Genomic DNA, 14,919 nt, shown 5'->3' on the forward strand with positions numbered 1-14,919 from the left:
CACCCTTTATCCTTTTAATTCCGTTGCTTGCCTCTTTTATGGCGGCCGGACGGACAGAAAGCGACCGCAGCGAAACGCGCGACCGGCGTGCGTGGTGATCGACGATGCGAAAGAGCCGCGCACATCCTAGCGCGGCCCCATCCGGTAGGAAAATCGTTCCACAAGCTGCGCCCCACATCCAGGGCATGACTCGATTTTCCGAAAGACCTATGCTCTGGCGCAAGATGCGTAAACGCAGCCGGAGAGGGCTGCCGCGAGATGCGCGGGAGGGAGAAATTCGCAATGCGGATTGCAATCATCGGTGCCGGCACTGTGGGAAGCGCGCTCGCTCGCGGGTTGAAGGGCAAGGGTCACAGCGTGACGCTGGGCGTGCGCGATCCCTCCTCGCCCAAGGCGCTCGCGCTTGCCGGGCAAGCCGAAGCCGGGCTTGCGCTTCCGGCCGAGGCCGCGGCTGCATCGGATATCGTCATTCTGGCGCTGCCTTGGTCGGGGGCCGAGGAGGCGGTCAAGGCGCTTGGCGATCTTTCGGGCAAGATCGTGGTCGACTGCACCAATCCGCTCGCGATGGTCGATGGCGAGCTGGTGCTCACCATGGGGCACGCCACGAGCGGGGGCGAAACTGTCGCCGGGTGGCTGCCCGGCGCGAAAGTGGTCAAGACCCTCAATACGGTGGGCGCCGAGATGATGGAAGACAATGCCGCGCTCGCGCATCGGCCGGTGATGTTCATGGCGGGCGATGACGCGGCGGCCAAGGCGAAGGTTGCCGACTTGCTGAGCGACCTCGGCTTCGCCCCGCTCGATGCCGGAGACATCACCAAATCCCGCCTGCTGGAGCCTTTCGGGCTGGTCTGGATCAACCAAGCATTGTTCCGCGGCAAGGGACGCAATTGGGCCTTTGCGGCGGTGGAGGCCGCCCGCTAGAGGCGCCCTAACCCGCCAGCGCCTTGCGCCCCTCCTCTTCCCGCGTGAAGGCTCGCTTGTAGGCAGAGCGTGCGGTGAGACGGGCGCGGTATGCCTTGAGGCTTTCGGGCACGCCCTCGTCCAGCCCCACGCTCTCGGCCAGAATCAGCGCATAGCCGACACAGATGTCGGCCACGGTAAAGCGGTCGGCGCACAGGTATTCGCGGCCCTGAAGCCGCTGCTCGACCTTCACCAGGCGCTTGTGGAACCACTTGGCATAGGCGTGCCCCGCCGCCTCGAGCCCCTTGTCCTTCTCGAACAGGCAGAAACGCATGTAGACCGTCTGCGGGAAGGTGATCGTCGCGTCGGCGTGGTAGGTGAAATCGCAGTATTCGCCATAGTCGCGCTCGCCGGGGGCGATCGCCAGCGAGGTGTAACCCCCGCGCGTGGCGAGATAATGGGCGATGGCGCAGCTTTCGGTCAGCTTCGTCTCGCCGTCGACCAGCATCGGCACCGTGCCGAGCGGGTTCAGTTCCATGTATCCGGGCGCGAGATAGCGCGGCGGGAACGGCAGGATCCGCAGGTCGATATCGACCCCCGCCTCCTCGGCCGCCCAGGTGGCGCGCAGCCCGCGCGAGCGGGCGCAGGAGTAGAGAATCGGCTTGTTCATGGATGCCGCTTAGTGCCCCTCGCCCGCGCCTACACCCAGCACTTTGTGCAGGATCAGGGCGATAAGGCTTCCCAGGATCAGCCCGAAGATTGCCGAAAGCGTGGTCGCGGTCAGCCACCCGGCCACCCCGCCCGCCATCTCGTGCACCGCGTGCTCCGCGCCGTGGATCGGAGCGTAGAACCAGTCGAGGCCCAGCTTGTGGAGGCTGTCGACCACGATGTGCCCGCCGACCCACAGCATCGCCGCCGTGCCGACGAGCGAAAGCATGGCAAGCAGCCTGGGCACGAATCGCAGCAGAAAGCGCCCGAAAGCCTGCGCGCTGGCGCTTGCCTTGCGGGTCAGATGCAAGCCGATATCGTCGAGCTTCACGATCAGGCCGACCACGCCATAGACCGCGACGGTCACCGCCACCGCCACCAGCGCCAGCACCGCACCGCGCAAGAGGAGGCTCTCGTCGGCGACCTCGGCCAGCGCGATCGCCATGATCTCCGCCGAGAGGATGAAGTCGGTGCGGATCGCCCCCCCGACGCGCGCAATCTCGAAGGCGACGGGATCGGCGATCTCATCCTCCAAAGTCTCGCCATGCTTGGCGAAACCGAGCTTCTCCATCACCTTCTCTGCGCCTTCGTAGCACAGGAAGGCCCCGCCGACGATCAGCAGCCATGTGATCGCCGCAGGCAGAAACTCCGACAGCAGCAGCGCGACTGGCAGCAGGAACAACAGCTTGTTCCTCAGGCTGCCCTTGGTGATCTTCCAGATGATCGGCAATTCGCGCGAAGGCGACAGGCCCGTTACATAGCTTGGGGTGACAGCGGCGTCGTCAATCACCACGCCGGCCGTCTTGGTGCCGGCCTTGCCCGCCGCCGCCGCCACATCATCGAGCGAGGCCGAGGCGGCCTTGGCGATGACCGAAATATCGTCGAGCAAAGCGACCAGACCTGACGGCACGGACAATCCCCCTTTTTCGATTCGTGCAAACCAAGCCTCCGCCTGCCCGTCCGATTCCCCGCCGACAAGACTTGCAATTGTCCGCAAAAGCTGTAAGGGGCCGCGCTTCGCATGGGAACCGCCCGGCGATGCATCGAAGAAAGCCGGAGGGGCCCCGGACGCTTTCGCGTCGGATCAGCCAGCGATCGGCAAGGTAGTGAAAGGACGCAAGATGGCGCTCTACGAGCACGTCTTTCTTGCGCGTCAGGATCTGAGCCAGGCTCAGGTTGACGCGCTGGCGGCGCAAGCCACCGCAATTGTCGAAGCCAATCATGGCAAGGTCACCAAGATCGAAACCTGGGGCTTGAAGTCGCTCGCTTACAAGATCCAGCGCAACCGCAAGGCGCACTTCGTGCTGCTCAACATCGACGCCCCCGGATCGGTCGTCGCCGAGCTCGAGCGCCAGACCCGCATCAACGAAGACATCATCCGCTACATGACCGTCCGCGTGGACGCGCACGAGGAAGGCCCGTCCGTGATGATGCGCAAGAACGAACGCGAGCGCAAGCGCCGCGAAACCCGTGAGGAGCGCGACTGATGGCCCGCCCGTTTTTCCGCCGCCGCAAGTCCTGCCCCTTCGCGGCCAAGGATGCCCCCAAGATCGATTACAAGGACGTGCGCCTGCTGCAGGGCTTCATGTCCGAGCGCGGCAAGATCGTGCCCAGCCGCATCACCGCCGTTTCGGCGAAGAAGCAGCGCGAGCTGGCCCAGGCGATCAAGCGCGCGCGCCAGATCGGCTTGCTGCCCTTCATCGTGAAGTAAGAGGAGAAGGACCCATGGAAATCATTCTCCTTGAGCGCATCGAAAAGCTCGGCTCGATCGGCGATGTCGTCACCGTGAAGGACGGCTATGCGCGCAACTTCCTGCTGCCGCAGAAGAAGGCCCTTCGCGCCAACGAAGCCAACCGCAAGGTGTTCGAAGCCAACCGCGAGCGGCTCGAAAAGGAAAACGCCGAGCGCCGCGCCGCTGCCGAAGCGCAAGGACAGAAGGTCGCGGGCGCCGAGGTGGTGCTGATCCGCGCCGCTTCGAACGCCGGCCAGCTCTACGGTTCGGTGAGCGTTCGCGACATCGTTGCCGGTCTGGCCGAACAGGGCCACGCGGTCGACAAGCGCATGGTCATCCTCGGCGCGCCGATCAAGACCATCGGCATGCACGAAGTCACCATCGCCCTGCACCCTGAGGTGCGGGTGACGATCAAGGCCAACGTTGCCCGTTCGGACGACGAAGCCAAGCTCCAGAGCGAGGGCGTTGACGTGCTTGCGCGGATGTTCGAGGACGAACAGCGCGCGATCGAGGAACAGGCCGATGCCACCCGCATCGACACCGGGCTTGAACCGGGGGAAATCCCGGCCGAACTGCTCGAAGGGGGCGCGGACGCCTGAGCCTGCTGGCTTCCGGCCAAGACCCACAGCAGGGCGCGAAGGTCATGCCGATCTTCGCGCCCTTCTCGTAAACACGCGCTGCAACCACCAAGGCATTGCAATACAACGATAACACAAAAGGAGCAGAACAACTGCGATGATCGACATTCCCGCCATCCTCAGCGAACTGCGGCAGCACTACGACGATGCGGTGCGCACCCTGCGCGACGACGTCATCGCCTTCGGGCGCGACGGCACCATCCCGCCGGCCCGTAAACGTGAGGACGGCTCTTATGCCTATCCGCAGATCACGCTGACCTATGCCGGCATCGGCGCCCCGCGCGATCGCAGCCGCGCCTTCGGCCGGCTGGAAATGCCGGGCACCTATACCACCACCATCACCCGGCCCGATCTTTTCGCTGAATATCTCACCGAACAGCTGAGCCTGATCGCCGCCGAATACGAGGTGACGGTGAAGGTCGAACGTTCGCGCCAGGAAATCCCCTTCCCCTATGTGCTCGATGGCGAGGCCGGGGCGGCGATGGTCGGCATCGCGCCGCAAGAGATTGCCGCGCACTTCCCATCGACCGACCTCGCCCTGATCGGAGATGAACTGGCCGACGGGATCGAGATCGACGGGATGAGCAACATGCCGCTCTCGCTGTTCGACGGCCTGCGCACCGATTACTCGCTCGCCCGCCTCAAGCACTATACCGGTAGCGAAGTCAGCGACTTTCAGGACTTCATCCTGTTCACGAACTATCACCGCTATGTTGATGAATTCGTGAATTGGGGTGCCACCCAGATCGGCTCTGGCGGCTATGTCGCGCTGACCGGTGCGGCGGGGCTCGACATCCGCGAGAACACCCCCCACGCGCAGGATCAGCTCAACGATACCGCGTGGCGGCGTCACCAGATGCCCGCCTATCACCTGATCCGCGAGGACGGGCGCGGGATTACTCTCGTCAACATCGGTGTCGGCCCGTCCAACGCCAAGACGATCTGCGATCATCTCGCGGTGCTGCGCCCCCACGCCTGGCTGATGATTGGCCACTGCGGCGGCCTGCGCTCGACCCAGAAGATCGGCGACTTCGTGCTCGCCCATGCTTACCTGCGCGATGATCACGTGCTCGATCCGGTGCTTCCGCCCGAAGTGCCGATCCCGCCGATTGCCGAAGTCCAGCAGGCGATGGCCGCCGCGGCCGAGCAGGTCAGCGGCGTCCAGGGCGCGAACCTCAAGCAGCGGATGCGCACCGGCACGGTTGTCACCACCGATGATCGCAACTGGGAGCTGCGCTATTCCTCCTCGGCCAAGCGCTTCTCGCAGAGCCGCGCGATCGCGATCGACATGGAAAGCGCCACCATCGCCACGCAGGGCTACCGCTTCCGCGTGCCCTACGGAACGCTGCTGTGCGTCTCGGACAAGCCGCTCCACGGCGAGATCAAGCTGCCCGGGCAGGCCAACAAGTTCTATGAGGAAGCCATTGCCGCGCATCTGCAGATGGGCATCGTCGCCTGCACCAAGCTGCGCGACGAGGGCGACCGCCTGCATTCGCGCAAGCTGCGCGCGTTCAACGAGCCGCCCTTCAGGTAAGGGCAACGCAGGCCGAACGCCCGCCCGGTGCGCAGGGGCAGATCCGGCCCCGTGGCCTAGAGATCGTCCTTGCCGCCGGTCAGCTCGATTTCCTTGTCGTCGGCGGTTTCGGAAATCACCGTGATCACCGCGTCGAGCTGCTCGGCCGAAAGACTATCCAGCACCTTGGCGACGAAATAGAGCACGCCGCCGCGGACTTCCCAGCTGCCAATCTTGGTCTGGCCCGCGGCCTCTAGCAGTGCGAGCGCCTGCTTGCCGTTGATGTCGTGCTTTTCGATGATCGCCGCGGGCGCGAAGACTTCGCGGATCACCAGGCCGGCGACTTCCTCGGTCTTGCCCGAGACGAACACGATCTGCGTGCGCCCTTCGTTCTTCCAGCTGACCACGATCTTGTAGTCGCCGTCCTCGTCGATCTCATATTTGGTGCCCTGCGCATCGAGGCGCTGCTCGATGCTGGCGTCCTTTGCGGCGGCAGGCACGGCGGTGGCCACAAGCAGCCCCGCGGCAGCGAGCGCGGGCAGCGACAGGACGTGACGTGCATTCATGCGATTGTCTCCATAGAGCGCCACAGCGGCGCACGATTCGCTTTAGCCCAGTTCGGGGCTTGCGCCTTGGATTTTCTGACAGGCCGAGCGCAGGGTGACGCGCAGGCCGCGCCCGGTTATTCTGGCGCAAAGCTGCCGGAGAATGCGCGATGTCTCACCCTGCCCTGTCCCGTTCGATCGCCGGACGCGTCGCGATCATCACCGGCGCGGCAAGCGGGATGGGGCGGGCAACCGCGCAGCTCTTCGCCGCCGAGGGCGCACGGGTGGCCGTGACCGATCTTGACCATGGCGCCTGCGCGGCGGTCGCGGCGGCGTGCGGCGCTGGCGCAAGGGCCTATGCACTGGATGTGGCCGATGCCGCGGCCGTCGCCCGCACTGTCGCACAGATCGCTGAAGATTTCGGAGCGATCGACATACTCGTCAACAACGCCGGGATTTCGAGTTTCTGCGCGCTCGATGATCCGGCTTACGAGGAGGTGTGGCACCGCGCGCTTGGCGTGATGCTCACCGCCCACCAGCGCATGGTGCGCGCCGCCCTGCCGTGGCTGCGCCGAAGCAACGCACCCCGGATAGTCAACATCGCCAGCACCGAAGGGCTTGGCGCGACCCCGGGCGATACCCCCTATGTCGCCGCCAAGACCGGGGTGATCGGGCTGACGCGCGGTCTCGCGGTCGATCTCGGCCCCGAAGGCATCACCGTCAACTGCATCTGTCCGGGGCCGATCCGCACCGCGATGACCGATGCCGTGGCCGAGGAGCACAAGGTGATCTTCGCCCGGCGCCGCACCGCGCTCAGGCGCTATGGCGATCCCGAGGAGGTCGCGCACATCACCCTGTCGCTGGTGCTTCCGGCGGCGAGCTATATCACCGGCGCGGCGATCCCGGTCGATGGCGGGCTGACAGCGCGCAACGCCTGAGCAGCGCTAGCCGCGCCCCTTGGTCTTGGTTGTCCCGCCCTCGGCATTGGCGGCGATGAAATCGATGATCTGGCCGGCGACATCCTTGCCCGTCGCGCTTTCGATGCCTTCGAGTCCGGGGGAGGAATTGACCTCCATGATCACCGGGCCGTGGTTCGAGCGCAGCATGTCCACGCCGCAGACGTTCAGCCCCATGCGTCGGGCCGCGCGCACCGCGGTGGAACGTTCCTCGGGGGTGATCTTGATCACCTGCGCGCTGCCGCCGCGGTGCAGGTTGGAACGGAACTCGTCCGGTGCGCCGGTGCGCTTCATCGCCGCCACCACCTTGCCGCCCACCACCAGCGCGCGGATGTCCGTGCCGCCGGCTTCCTTGATGAACTCCTGCACGAGGATGTTGACGTTGGCGCCGCGGAACGCCTCGATAACCGACTTGGCGCTCGACATCGTCTCGGCGAGCACCACACCGATCCCCTGCGTGCCCTCGATCAGCTTGATCACCACCGGGGGGCCATTGACGGCCTTGATGATCTCCTCGGCCTGCTTGGGGTCATTGGCGTAAGCGGTAAGCGGCAGCCCGAGGCCGTGCTTGGCGAGGATCTGCAAGCTCCTGAGCTTGTCGCGGCTGCGCCCGATGGCGACGCTTTCGTTCAACGACCAGATTCCCGCCATCTCGAACTGCCTGAGGATCGCCAGGCCGTAATTGGTGATCGAGGCGCCGATCCGCGGGATCACCGCGTCATAGGCGGCGATTGGCGCGCCGTTGTAGAACACCTGCGGCCGATGGCTGGCGATATGCACCGTGCAGCGCAGCGTGTTGAGGATGTCGAGACTGTGGCCGCGCGCCTCCGCGGCCGCCTTCAACCGGCGGTGCGAATAGAGATCCGGATTGCGCGCCAGCATGGCGATTTTCATGGGAACCCTTTCATGCCGGTGTCCTACCGGCGGCCCGGCCCCTTAGACGCATTATGTGACGATTGCAGCCATGAATGACCACTATCGACCACCATCCTGCGCCGCAGCGCGGTGCGCCCGATCAGCATCGGAAACTGCATCTGCGAGCGGTCCGCCAGGCTGATTTCCGCGCGGAAGGTAAGATTACCGATCGATAGCGGCGTCTTAATGACAAACCGCTCCTGGCTCTCGCCGTTGGAGCTGGTGATCCCGCGCAGATCGACATGGACCGCCTCGCAATGGTGACGCACTCCACCCCAGTCGACCGCGAAGCGCACGAATCTTTCCCCGTCGCGCAGGAAATCGTCGAGCACATGGGCGTGGAGCGAGGAGGTGCGCGCGCCAGTGTCGATCTTGGCGGGAATGCCGGCAAGGCCAAGCTCGGGCAGATCGACCAGCTCGCGCCAGCCCACGACCATGAGCGGGGTCGGCATCAGATGGTCCAGCTCGCTCAAAGCACAATCGCCGTTTTCAGATCGCCAGCCCCGTGCCGACCCCCGCCGGCGCCCGCGCAGTCCGAGAAGGGCAGACAGACCGGCCCGTCGCGGGTGCTGATCTGGAACGAAGGCTGTTTGCGCTCCTCACCCACGTCCTCGAATTTCGCCTTGTAGCCCGCCCCGCGCGGGATTTTCAGCGCCCACCTGGCATCATTCGTCTTGATGAGCGGCGCGGGGCTATCCTGCGCCCGCAGCGCCTGGCCGAGTGCGACGAGCACAAGCCAAGCTCCTGAAACGAGACGAAATCTCATGTGCGCCCCGCGGAAAACCAACAGGCGCGGTTCATAGGCGCGCAGGCCCGCCCGGCCAAGCCCCCTTGCCCGATGGTCCGATCAGGCCGCAAGAAAGCGCACAATCCCCGCGCCCAGTTCGGGCTTGGTCGCGCTGTCGAGATGGCCACCGGGGACTTGCGCGTAAGTCGCATTCGGCAGAAGGTCGGCCAGATCGCGGGCCGAGCCATTGTCCTGATCCTGCGCGCCGCAGATCACCAGCGTCGGGCAAGTAATCTTGGCGAGGCCCGCCAGATCAAGATCCTCGAAGCCATTCAGCAGCAGCCGCGCGGCGGCACGATCCACCCCTTGCGACTTGAGGAACTGGCGTGAGAGCCAGGCCGGATCGTCGCGGGTGATGGTGTCGAACTCGTCGATCACGCGGGTGAAGAAGGCCGCGCGCCGCCGCCAGTCGGCAAGGCCCGAAACCCCCATCCCGGCCAGCACCAGCCGGCGCGGCGCGAAGACGCCGGTGGCGCAGCCATGCACCGACGTGCGCGCGCCCAATGAAAAGCCGCACAGATCGTACTCGCCTTCGGCCAGACCGAGATGGTCGATCAGCGCCGCGACATCGCGCACCAGCACGCCGGGGGGATAGCGGGCAGGATCCTGCGGCGCCTCGCTGTCGCCGTGGACGCGAAAGTCGAGCATGATCGCCGCGAACCCGGCTGCCACGAGGCGCTGGTCATGGCCCCACTTTATCCAGTTCATATGGGCCGAGGAAAACAGCCCGTGCAGCAGGATCACCGGGCGGCCCGCGCCCTCGCGGTGGATCGCGAGGCGGGTGCCGTCGAAAGAGGTGAAATGTTCGAGGCTCAAACGTGCTTCTCCCGTCTGTTTTGCTCCATCCGCCCCTTCCCCATGGCGATGCGGGCCTGCCCGAAAATCGGCTCGCCCGCGATCAACCGGTCTTCATGGCGTGTCCTGGCAATGCTGCTAGCGCGCTTCGGGCGGCGGAGCCAGAGCAGGCTTGAGAATAATAAGCGTGCTTATTATAAGGACACGCATGAGTATCGAGACAGGCTATCGACTCGCCGACAATTCGCGCCAGCTGCGCCGCCTGTTCGACGAGCGGGTGCGCTCGCTCGGCCTGACCGGCCCGCAGGCACGCCTGCTGCTCGCGCTCGAGCGCAGCCCGAACGCAAACCAGGCCTTCTATGCCGAGCGACTGGAGATCGAGCCAATCACCCTCACCCGTATTGTCGATCGGCTCGAGGAGGCCGGCTGGGTCGAACGGCAGGCCGATCCCGCCGATCGCCGCGCCCGCATCCTCCACCTCACCGACAAGAGCCGCGGCATCGTCGCCCGGCTGCGGCTGACGGTGGAAGGGCTGTTCGAGGACATGCTCAACGGCTTCGATCAGGCCGAGCGCGACAGCTTTGCCGCCTCGTTGGAACGCATCGCCGCCAATCTCGCCGCGGCGCGCCAGCCGGAGGCGATCAATGGCTGAAGCCGATCCCGCCATCGCCCGCGGGGCGACCCCCGCCGCACCGGCTGCACCGGACATACAGGATGCACCGGCCGCGCAGGCGCGGCGTCCGTGGGGCCGCTGGGCGCTGATGCTCGCGGTGCCGCTGGCCCTGCTGACCGGCGCCTTGCTCTACTGGCAGAGCCTGGCCGGCAAGGTCTCGACCGACAATGCCTATATCAAGCAGGACATGGTCTCGATCAGCGCCGAAGTCGGCGGACGGATCGTGGAAGTGTTCGTCAAGGAGGGATCGCAGGTGGCTGCGGGCGACCTGCTGTTCCGCATCGATCCCGAACCCTACCGCCTGCAACTGGCCGAGGCCGAGGCCGCGATCGCGCAGGCCCAGGCCAATGTGATCGCGCTCAGCAACGCCGCCGAGCTCTCCGACACCGAGATCGCCGCCGCACGCAGCGATCTCGCCTTTGCCCAGGCACGCTTCGAACGTGTCAAGGCACTGCGCGAAAAGGGTTTTTCGACCAAGGCTGATTACGAGGCAGCCGAACAGGCCGTGGTTCAGGCCCGCGAGGCGGCGCGGCGGGCAGAAGACCGCCAGCGCGAGGCCCGCGCGCGGCTCGCCACTGGCGCAGCGGTGCCCGGGGTCAATCCGCAGATCGCCGCCGCTCTGGCCAGGCGCGCCAATGCCGAGCTGTCGCTGCGCCGCACCGAGGTCCGCGCGCCCGCCGCCGGCCGGATCGCGCAGGCCGAGCGGCTCCAGCTGGGCCAGCAGGTCGTGCCCAATCTCCCGGTGCTCACGCTGGTGCGCGTCGGTTCGACCTACGTCGAAGCCAATTTCAAGGAGACCGATCTGGCCGACATGGCGGTTGGCCAGCGCGCCGAAGTGCGCTTCGATGCCTACCCCGACCTCGTCCTGAAGGGCCGGGTCGAAAGCATCGGCGCGGGCACGGGCGCGGAGTTCTCGGTGCTGCCCGCGCAGAACGCCACCGGCAACTGGGTCAAGGTCACGCAGCGCGTGCCGGTGCGCATCGCGCTCGAGGGCCAAAGCCCGCGCCCGCTGATCGCCGGGCTGTCGAGCGAGGTGACGGTGTTCACGGGCGAAGCGGCCGGGCGCTGACATGGCGAGCCGCGCCGCGCCCGTGCCCGCGCCTGCGCCCGTGCCCCGGCCAGCCGATGCGGCAGAACTCGAAAGCGGCAATTATCCCTTGATGATCCTCGGGGTGATGGCGGCCTCGCTCCTCCAGATCCTCGACACCACCATCGCCAATGTCGCGCTGCCGCACATGCAGTCCTCGCTCGGCGCGACGGTCGACACCATCACCTGGGTGCTGACCAGCTACATCATCGCTTCGGCCGTGGCCCTGCCGATCACCGGCTGGCTGGCCGACCGGATCGGCGCGCGGCGGCTGTTCATCGGCTCGGTCGCGGGCTTCATCCTTGCCTCGATGCTCTGCGGGCTGGCGCAGAATCTCGAGGAAATGGTCATCTTCCGTGCGTTTCAGGGCATCGCCGGGGCGTTCATTGCCCCGCTCAGTCAGGCTTTCATGCTCGATGCCACCCGACCATCCCGGCACCCGCAGATCATGGCCGTGTGGGGCATGGGGATCATGATCGGCCCGATCCTCGGCCCAATCCTCGGCGGCTGGCTGACCGAAACCGCCAACTGGCGCTGGGTATTTTTCGTCAATCTGCCGGTTGGCGCCCTGTCGCTCGCCGCGCTGATCGCTTTCCTTCCGCACCGGCCGCAGCGCGCGCGGCGGTTCGATATCGCTGGTTTCGTCCTGTTGGCGCTGGCGCTGACCGCTTTCCAGCTTCTGCTCGATCGTGGGCAGCAGCAGGACTGGCTCGCCTCGACCGAGATCTGGGTCTATCTGCTGATCATGCTTTCGGCGACCTGGATGGTGGTGATCCACTTCGCCACCGCCACGGCCCCGATGTTCGACCGCGCGCTGTTCGCCGATCGCAATTTCGCCATCGCGCTGGGCTTCATGGTCGTTATCGGCATCGTCATGTTTGCGGTGATGGCGCTGCTGCCGCCGATGCTGCAGAACCTGTTCGGCTACGGCGTGATCGACACCGGCATCGTGCTGATGCCGCGCGGTGTGGGGATCCTGATCTCGATGCAGCTGTCCGGCGTGCTGATGCGGCGCGGGTTCGATGCAAGGCCGGTGGTGGCGGGCGGCTTTGTGATCTGCGCCCTATCGCTGTGGCAAATGGCGCACTGGTCGCTCGATGTGGACGCGCTGCACGTTATCGTCAGCGGCCTGCTGCAAGGCCTCGGCATGGGGCTGGTGTTCATCCCCTTGCAGGTCAGCGCCTTTGCCACGCTCTCCCCGCGTCTGCGCACCGACGGATCGAGCCTGCTCAACCTGTTCCGCTCGCTGGGGGCATCAGCCGGGATCGCCTGGATGACGGTGCTGCTCGCGCGCAACATCCAGACCAGCCACGAGGAGCTGGGCAGCAATATCACTGCCGCGACCGGCATCATCGTCGATTTTTCCACCAGCGACCGCTTTCAGGTCTTGGGCGATGGCGCGATGGCGCTGATCGATGCCAAGGTGAACCGGCAGGCGGCAATGATCGCCTATGTCGACGATTTCTGGCTGATGATGTGGATCACGCTCGCCGCGGCACCGCTGGCGCTGCTGATGCGCCGCAACGCGGCGCCTGCCGGGCCGGTGGCGCTGTCGGAATAGGCTTTACCAGTAGTCCTGCATGATCGCGCCGGCCCAGTCGGGCTCGCGCAGGTTGCCGCGCGGGGCAAAGCCGCGCATCACCGGCTTGATGTCGAGCACCGGCGTGCCATCGACAGCATCGAGCCCGCGCACCCGCAGCTGCGTCCCCTCGACCGCAACCACCTCGCAGCTGGTTAGGCCGAGCCGGTTGGGGCGGTTCTTGCCGCGCTGCGCAAAGATCCCGACCAGCGGCCAGTCTTGGCGCCCGCGCGGGCGGCGCGCACCGGTCTCGATCTTGTCGTCGGACACGCGGTCGAAAAGGAAGATCACCTCGACATGGCTGAAGCCATCAAGCCCAGCGAGCGCCTCGGGCCCGAAGCGCTCGGCGTCGAGTGCGATCACCGCCTCGACGGCGCCCCAGTTGTCGTCGATCACTTCGGCACGGCCGCCTCTGACATGGCCGATCGGATGCAGCGTGATCGCTCCGAGGCGCTCAGCGGAAGAAGCACTGGGTTCCGGCATAGAGCATTTCCACCTTGTCGCCCGCGATGAAGCCGCCGATGCGTCCGCCGAGCGCGAATTCCTCGCCCAGCGTGCTGCCCTCGACCGGGGCAAAGCCGGGCGCGGCCTCGGCCACGCCGCGCGCTGACCCGACCTGCACCGCGCCCGCCAGCCGCACCGTCCCGCGCCCGGGTGTGTCACCATCCTGCGCAAGGTGCCAGTTCCAGCCGACCAGACGGTCGTTCTGGAAATGCACCGTCAACCCGCCGGGAAAATCGGTGAAGGTCACCGGCCCGGCCCCGCATTCGGGGTTGGAGCCGCTGCGCAGCGCCGCGCCCAGCGCCTTGGCGAGCGCGGTTTCGACCTCTTTCTGCCCTGCCGCGAAATAGAACGCCTCAGGCCCGGCGACGAGCCCTTCGGGCCGCAGTTCTACGGCATCGGCCGCCACCTCGCCCGCAGGCATGCCGCCCTGCTCGCGCTCGGCCGGACTTGGCACCTCGCCGCCGTCGCAACCGGCCAGCACCAGCACACCGGCCAGCGCGAGGACAATCCGGCGCATCGGCCTCAGCCCTTGCGCAGGTGACGGCGGCCGAGCAGTTCGGCGATCTGCACCGCGTTGAGCGCCGCCCCCTTCCTCAGGTTGTCCGACACCACCCACATCGTCAGCCCGTTCTCCACCGTCGGGTCCTCGCGCACGCGGCTGACGAAGGTCGCCGCATCGCCGACGCATTCGACGGGCGTGATGTAACCTCCGTCCTCGCGCTTATCGACCAGCATCACGCCGGGCGCCTCGCGCAGGATGTCCATCGCTTGGCTTGCGCTGATCTCGTTCTCGAACTCGATATTGACCGCTTCGGAATGGCCGACGAACACCGGCACACGCACGCAGGTCGCGGTCAGTTTGATCTTCGGATCGAGGATCTTCTTGGTCTCGACCACCATCTTCCATTCTTCCTTGGTCGAACCATCGTCGAGGAAGACATCGATATGCGGAATGACGTTGAAGGCGATCTGCTTGGTGAACTTCTTGGGTTCGACCGGATCGCCGACAAAGATCGCCCGGCTTTGCGCGAACAGCTCGTCCATGCCCGCCTTGCCGGCGCCGGAGGTCGACTGGTAGGTGCTCACCACCACGCGCTTGATCCTCGCCGCGTCGTGGAGCGGCTTCAATGCCACCACCAGCTGCGCGGTCGAACAGTTGGGATTGGCGATGAGGTTGCGCGCGGTGTAGCCGTCGATCGCATCGGGGTTTACCTCCGGCACGATCAGCGGCACATCCGGATCCATGCGGTAGAGCGAGGAATTGTCGATCACCACGCAGCCCGCAGCCGCCGCCTTGGGGGCATATTCCTTGGCCGGGCCCGAGCCGGCCGCAAACAGGGCAATATCCCAGCCGGCAAAATCGAAATGCTCGATATTCTTGCACTTGAGCATCCTGCCGGTATCGCCGAATTCGATTTCGGTGCCGGTCGAACGTGGCGAAGCGACCGCTGCCACCTCGTCGCACGGAAATTCGCGCTCAGCCAGAACCTGCATCATCTCGCGCCCGACATTGCCGGTCGCGCCGACCACTGCCACCCGGTAACCCACTTGGCCTTCTCCTACGATTTCGCACGCGCGAAATAGCGT

General features: G+C 66.0%; 19 protein-coding genes. 9 read left to right on the plus strand and 10 right to left on the minus strand.

The window, feature by feature from the left end:
- Window positions 1-282: 282 nt before the first annotated feature.
- Window positions 283-921, plus strand: a complete 639-nt coding sequence (locus BZF61_RS03540; protein ID WP_086617273.1) for an NADPH-dependent F420 reductase — start codon at window positions 283-285, stop codon at window positions 919-921.
- Between the two features lie 7 nt (window positions 922-928).
- Here the strand turns inward: BZF61_RS03540 and BZF61_RS03545 are convergent, their stop codons facing one another.
- Window positions 929-1,570: a glutathione S-transferase family protein gene (locus tag BZF61_RS03545; protein WP_086617274.1), complete on the minus strand. Its 642-nt coding sequence runs from the start codon at window positions 1,568-1,570 to the stop codon at window positions 929-931.
- Window positions 1,571-1,579: 9 nt separating this feature from the next.
- A complete protein-coding gene (locus BZF61_RS03550; protein ID WP_086617275.1) occupies window positions 1,580-2,518 on the minus strand; it encodes a DUF808 domain-containing protein in 939 nt (312 codons plus the stop codon).
- Between the two features lie 211 nt (window positions 2,519-2,729).
- Here BZF61_RS03550 and rpsF point away from each other — a divergent pair, with 211 nt between their 5' ends.
- The 4 genes from rpsF to BZF61_RS03570 all read left to right on the plus strand — a co-directional run bounded on the left by rpsF (window position 2,730) and on the right by BZF61_RS03570 (window position 5,512).
- A complete protein-coding gene (gene rpsF, locus BZF61_RS03555) occupies window positions 2,730-3,095 on the plus strand; it encodes a 30S ribosomal protein S6 (protein ID WP_086617435.1) in 366 nt (121 codons plus the stop codon).
- Complete coding sequence (gene rpsR / locus BZF61_RS03560; RefSeq protein WP_017665523.1) at window positions 3,095-3,319, plus strand: 30S ribosomal protein S18; 225 nt, start codon at window positions 3,095-3,097, stop codon at window positions 3,317-3,319. Before rpsF ends, rpsR begins: the two co-directional genes overlap by 1 nt.
- A gap of 14 nt (window positions 3,320-3,333) precedes the next feature.
- Window positions 3,334-3,939, plus strand: coding sequence for a 50S ribosomal protein L9 (rplI, locus tag BZF61_RS03565; protein ID WP_086617276.1), 606 nt, complete (start codon window positions 3,334-3,336; stop codon window positions 3,937-3,939).
- 136 nt (window positions 3,940-4,075) lie between these two features.
- Window positions 4,076-5,512 carry an AMP nucleosidase gene (locus BZF61_RS03570; RefSeq protein ID WP_086617277.1) on the plus strand — a complete coding sequence of 479 codons (1,437 nt, stop codon included), beginning with the start codon at window positions 4,076-4,078 and terminating at the stop codon, window positions 5,510-5,512.
- Window positions 5,513-5,568: 56 nt separating this feature from the next.
- Here the strand turns inward: BZF61_RS03570 and BZF61_RS03575 are convergent, their stop codons facing one another.
- Window positions 5,569-6,057 (minus strand): hypothetical protein, encoded by a 489-nt coding sequence (locus BZF61_RS03575; RefSeq protein ID WP_086617278.1) that lies wholly within the window; start codon window positions 6,055-6,057, stop codon window positions 5,569-5,571.
- 149 nt (window positions 6,058-6,206) lie between these two features.
- Here BZF61_RS03575 and BZF61_RS03580 point away from each other — a divergent pair, with 149 nt between their 5' ends.
- The gene (locus BZF61_RS03580) at window positions 6,207-6,974 is read left to right on the plus strand and encodes an SDR family NAD(P)-dependent oxidoreductase (RefSeq protein WP_086617279.1); all 768 of its coding nucleotides are present in this window, start codon (window positions 6,207-6,209) and stop codon (window positions 6,972-6,974) included.
- 6 nt (window positions 6,975-6,980) lie between these two features.
- On the opposite strand, the gene rimK is transcribed toward BZF61_RS03580, so the two are convergent.
- The 4 genes from rimK to BZF61_RS03600 form a co-directional block, all read right to left on the minus strand.
- Window positions 6,981-7,886: a 30S ribosomal protein S6--L-glutamate ligase gene (rimK, locus tag BZF61_RS03585; RefSeq protein ID WP_086617280.1), complete on the minus strand. Its 906-nt coding sequence runs from the start codon at window positions 7,884-7,886 to the stop codon at window positions 6,981-6,983.
- A gap of 23 nt (window positions 7,887-7,909) precedes the next feature.
- A complete protein-coding gene (locus tag BZF61_RS03590) occupies window positions 7,910-8,359 on the minus strand; it encodes an ATP-dependent zinc protease family protein (protein ID WP_086617436.1) in 450 nt (149 codons plus the stop codon).
- Window positions 8,360-8,376: 17 nt separating this feature from the next.
- On the minus strand, window positions 8,377-8,640 hold the full coding sequence (locus tag BZF61_RS03595) for a hypothetical protein (RefSeq protein WP_086617281.1): 264 nt from the start codon (window positions 8,638-8,640) through the stop codon (window positions 8,377-8,379).
- 114 nt (window positions 8,641-8,754) lie between these two features.
- Window positions 8,755-9,510 (minus strand): alpha/beta fold hydrolase, encoded by a 756-nt coding sequence (locus BZF61_RS03600; protein WP_086617282.1) that lies wholly within the window; start codon window positions 9,508-9,510, stop codon window positions 8,755-8,757.
- Between the two features lie 187 nt (window positions 9,511-9,697).
- Here BZF61_RS03600 and BZF61_RS03605 point away from each other — a divergent pair, with 187 nt between their 5' ends.
- From BZF61_RS03605 to BZF61_RS03615, 3 genes are read left to right on the plus strand one after another with little or no spacing between them, the layout of a single operon-like run.
- On the plus strand, window positions 9,698-10,141 hold the full coding sequence (locus BZF61_RS03605; RefSeq protein ID WP_086617283.1) for a MarR family winged helix-turn-helix transcriptional regulator: 444 nt from the start codon (window positions 9,698-9,700) through the stop codon (window positions 10,139-10,141).
- Window positions 10,134-11,231 (plus strand): HlyD family secretion protein, encoded by a 1,098-nt coding sequence (locus BZF61_RS03610; RefSeq protein ID WP_086617284.1) that lies wholly within the window; start codon window positions 10,134-10,136, stop codon window positions 11,229-11,231. Before BZF61_RS03605 ends, BZF61_RS03610 begins: the two co-directional genes overlap by 8 nt.
- A gap of 1 nt (window position 11,232) precedes the next feature.
- Window positions 11,233-12,810 carry a DHA2 family efflux MFS transporter permease subunit gene (locus BZF61_RS03615; protein ID WP_086617285.1) on the plus strand — a complete coding sequence of 526 codons (1,578 nt, stop codon included), beginning with the start codon at window positions 11,233-11,235 and terminating at the stop codon, window positions 12,808-12,810.
- Between the two features lie 3 nt (window positions 12,811-12,813).
- Here the strand turns inward: BZF61_RS03615 and BZF61_RS03620 are convergent, their stop codons facing one another.
- From BZF61_RS03620 to BZF61_RS03630, 3 genes are read right to left on the minus strand one after another with little or no spacing between them, the layout of a single operon-like run.
- Complete coding sequence (locus BZF61_RS03620; protein ID WP_086617286.1) at window positions 12,814-13,311, minus strand: SAM-dependent methyltransferase; 498 nt, start codon at window positions 13,309-13,311, stop codon at window positions 12,814-12,816.
- Window positions 13,283-13,849 (minus strand): hypothetical protein, encoded by a 567-nt coding sequence (locus BZF61_RS03625; protein WP_086617287.1) that lies wholly within the window; start codon window positions 13,847-13,849, stop codon window positions 13,283-13,285. Before BZF61_RS03625 ends, BZF61_RS03620 begins: the two co-directional genes overlap by 29 nt.
- Before the next feature lie 5 nt (window positions 13,850-13,854).
- On the minus strand, window positions 13,855-14,880 hold the full coding sequence (locus BZF61_RS03630) for an aspartate-semialdehyde dehydrogenase (RefSeq protein WP_086617288.1): 1,026 nt from the start codon (window positions 14,878-14,880) through the stop codon (window positions 13,855-13,857).
- Window positions 14,881-14,919: the final 39 nt, after the last annotated feature.

It is taken from the genome of Erythrobacter tepidarius, assembly GCF_002155695.1.
GTDB lineage: Bacteria > Pseudomonadota > Alphaproteobacteria > Sphingomonadales > Sphingomonadaceae > Erythrobacter > Erythrobacter tepidarius.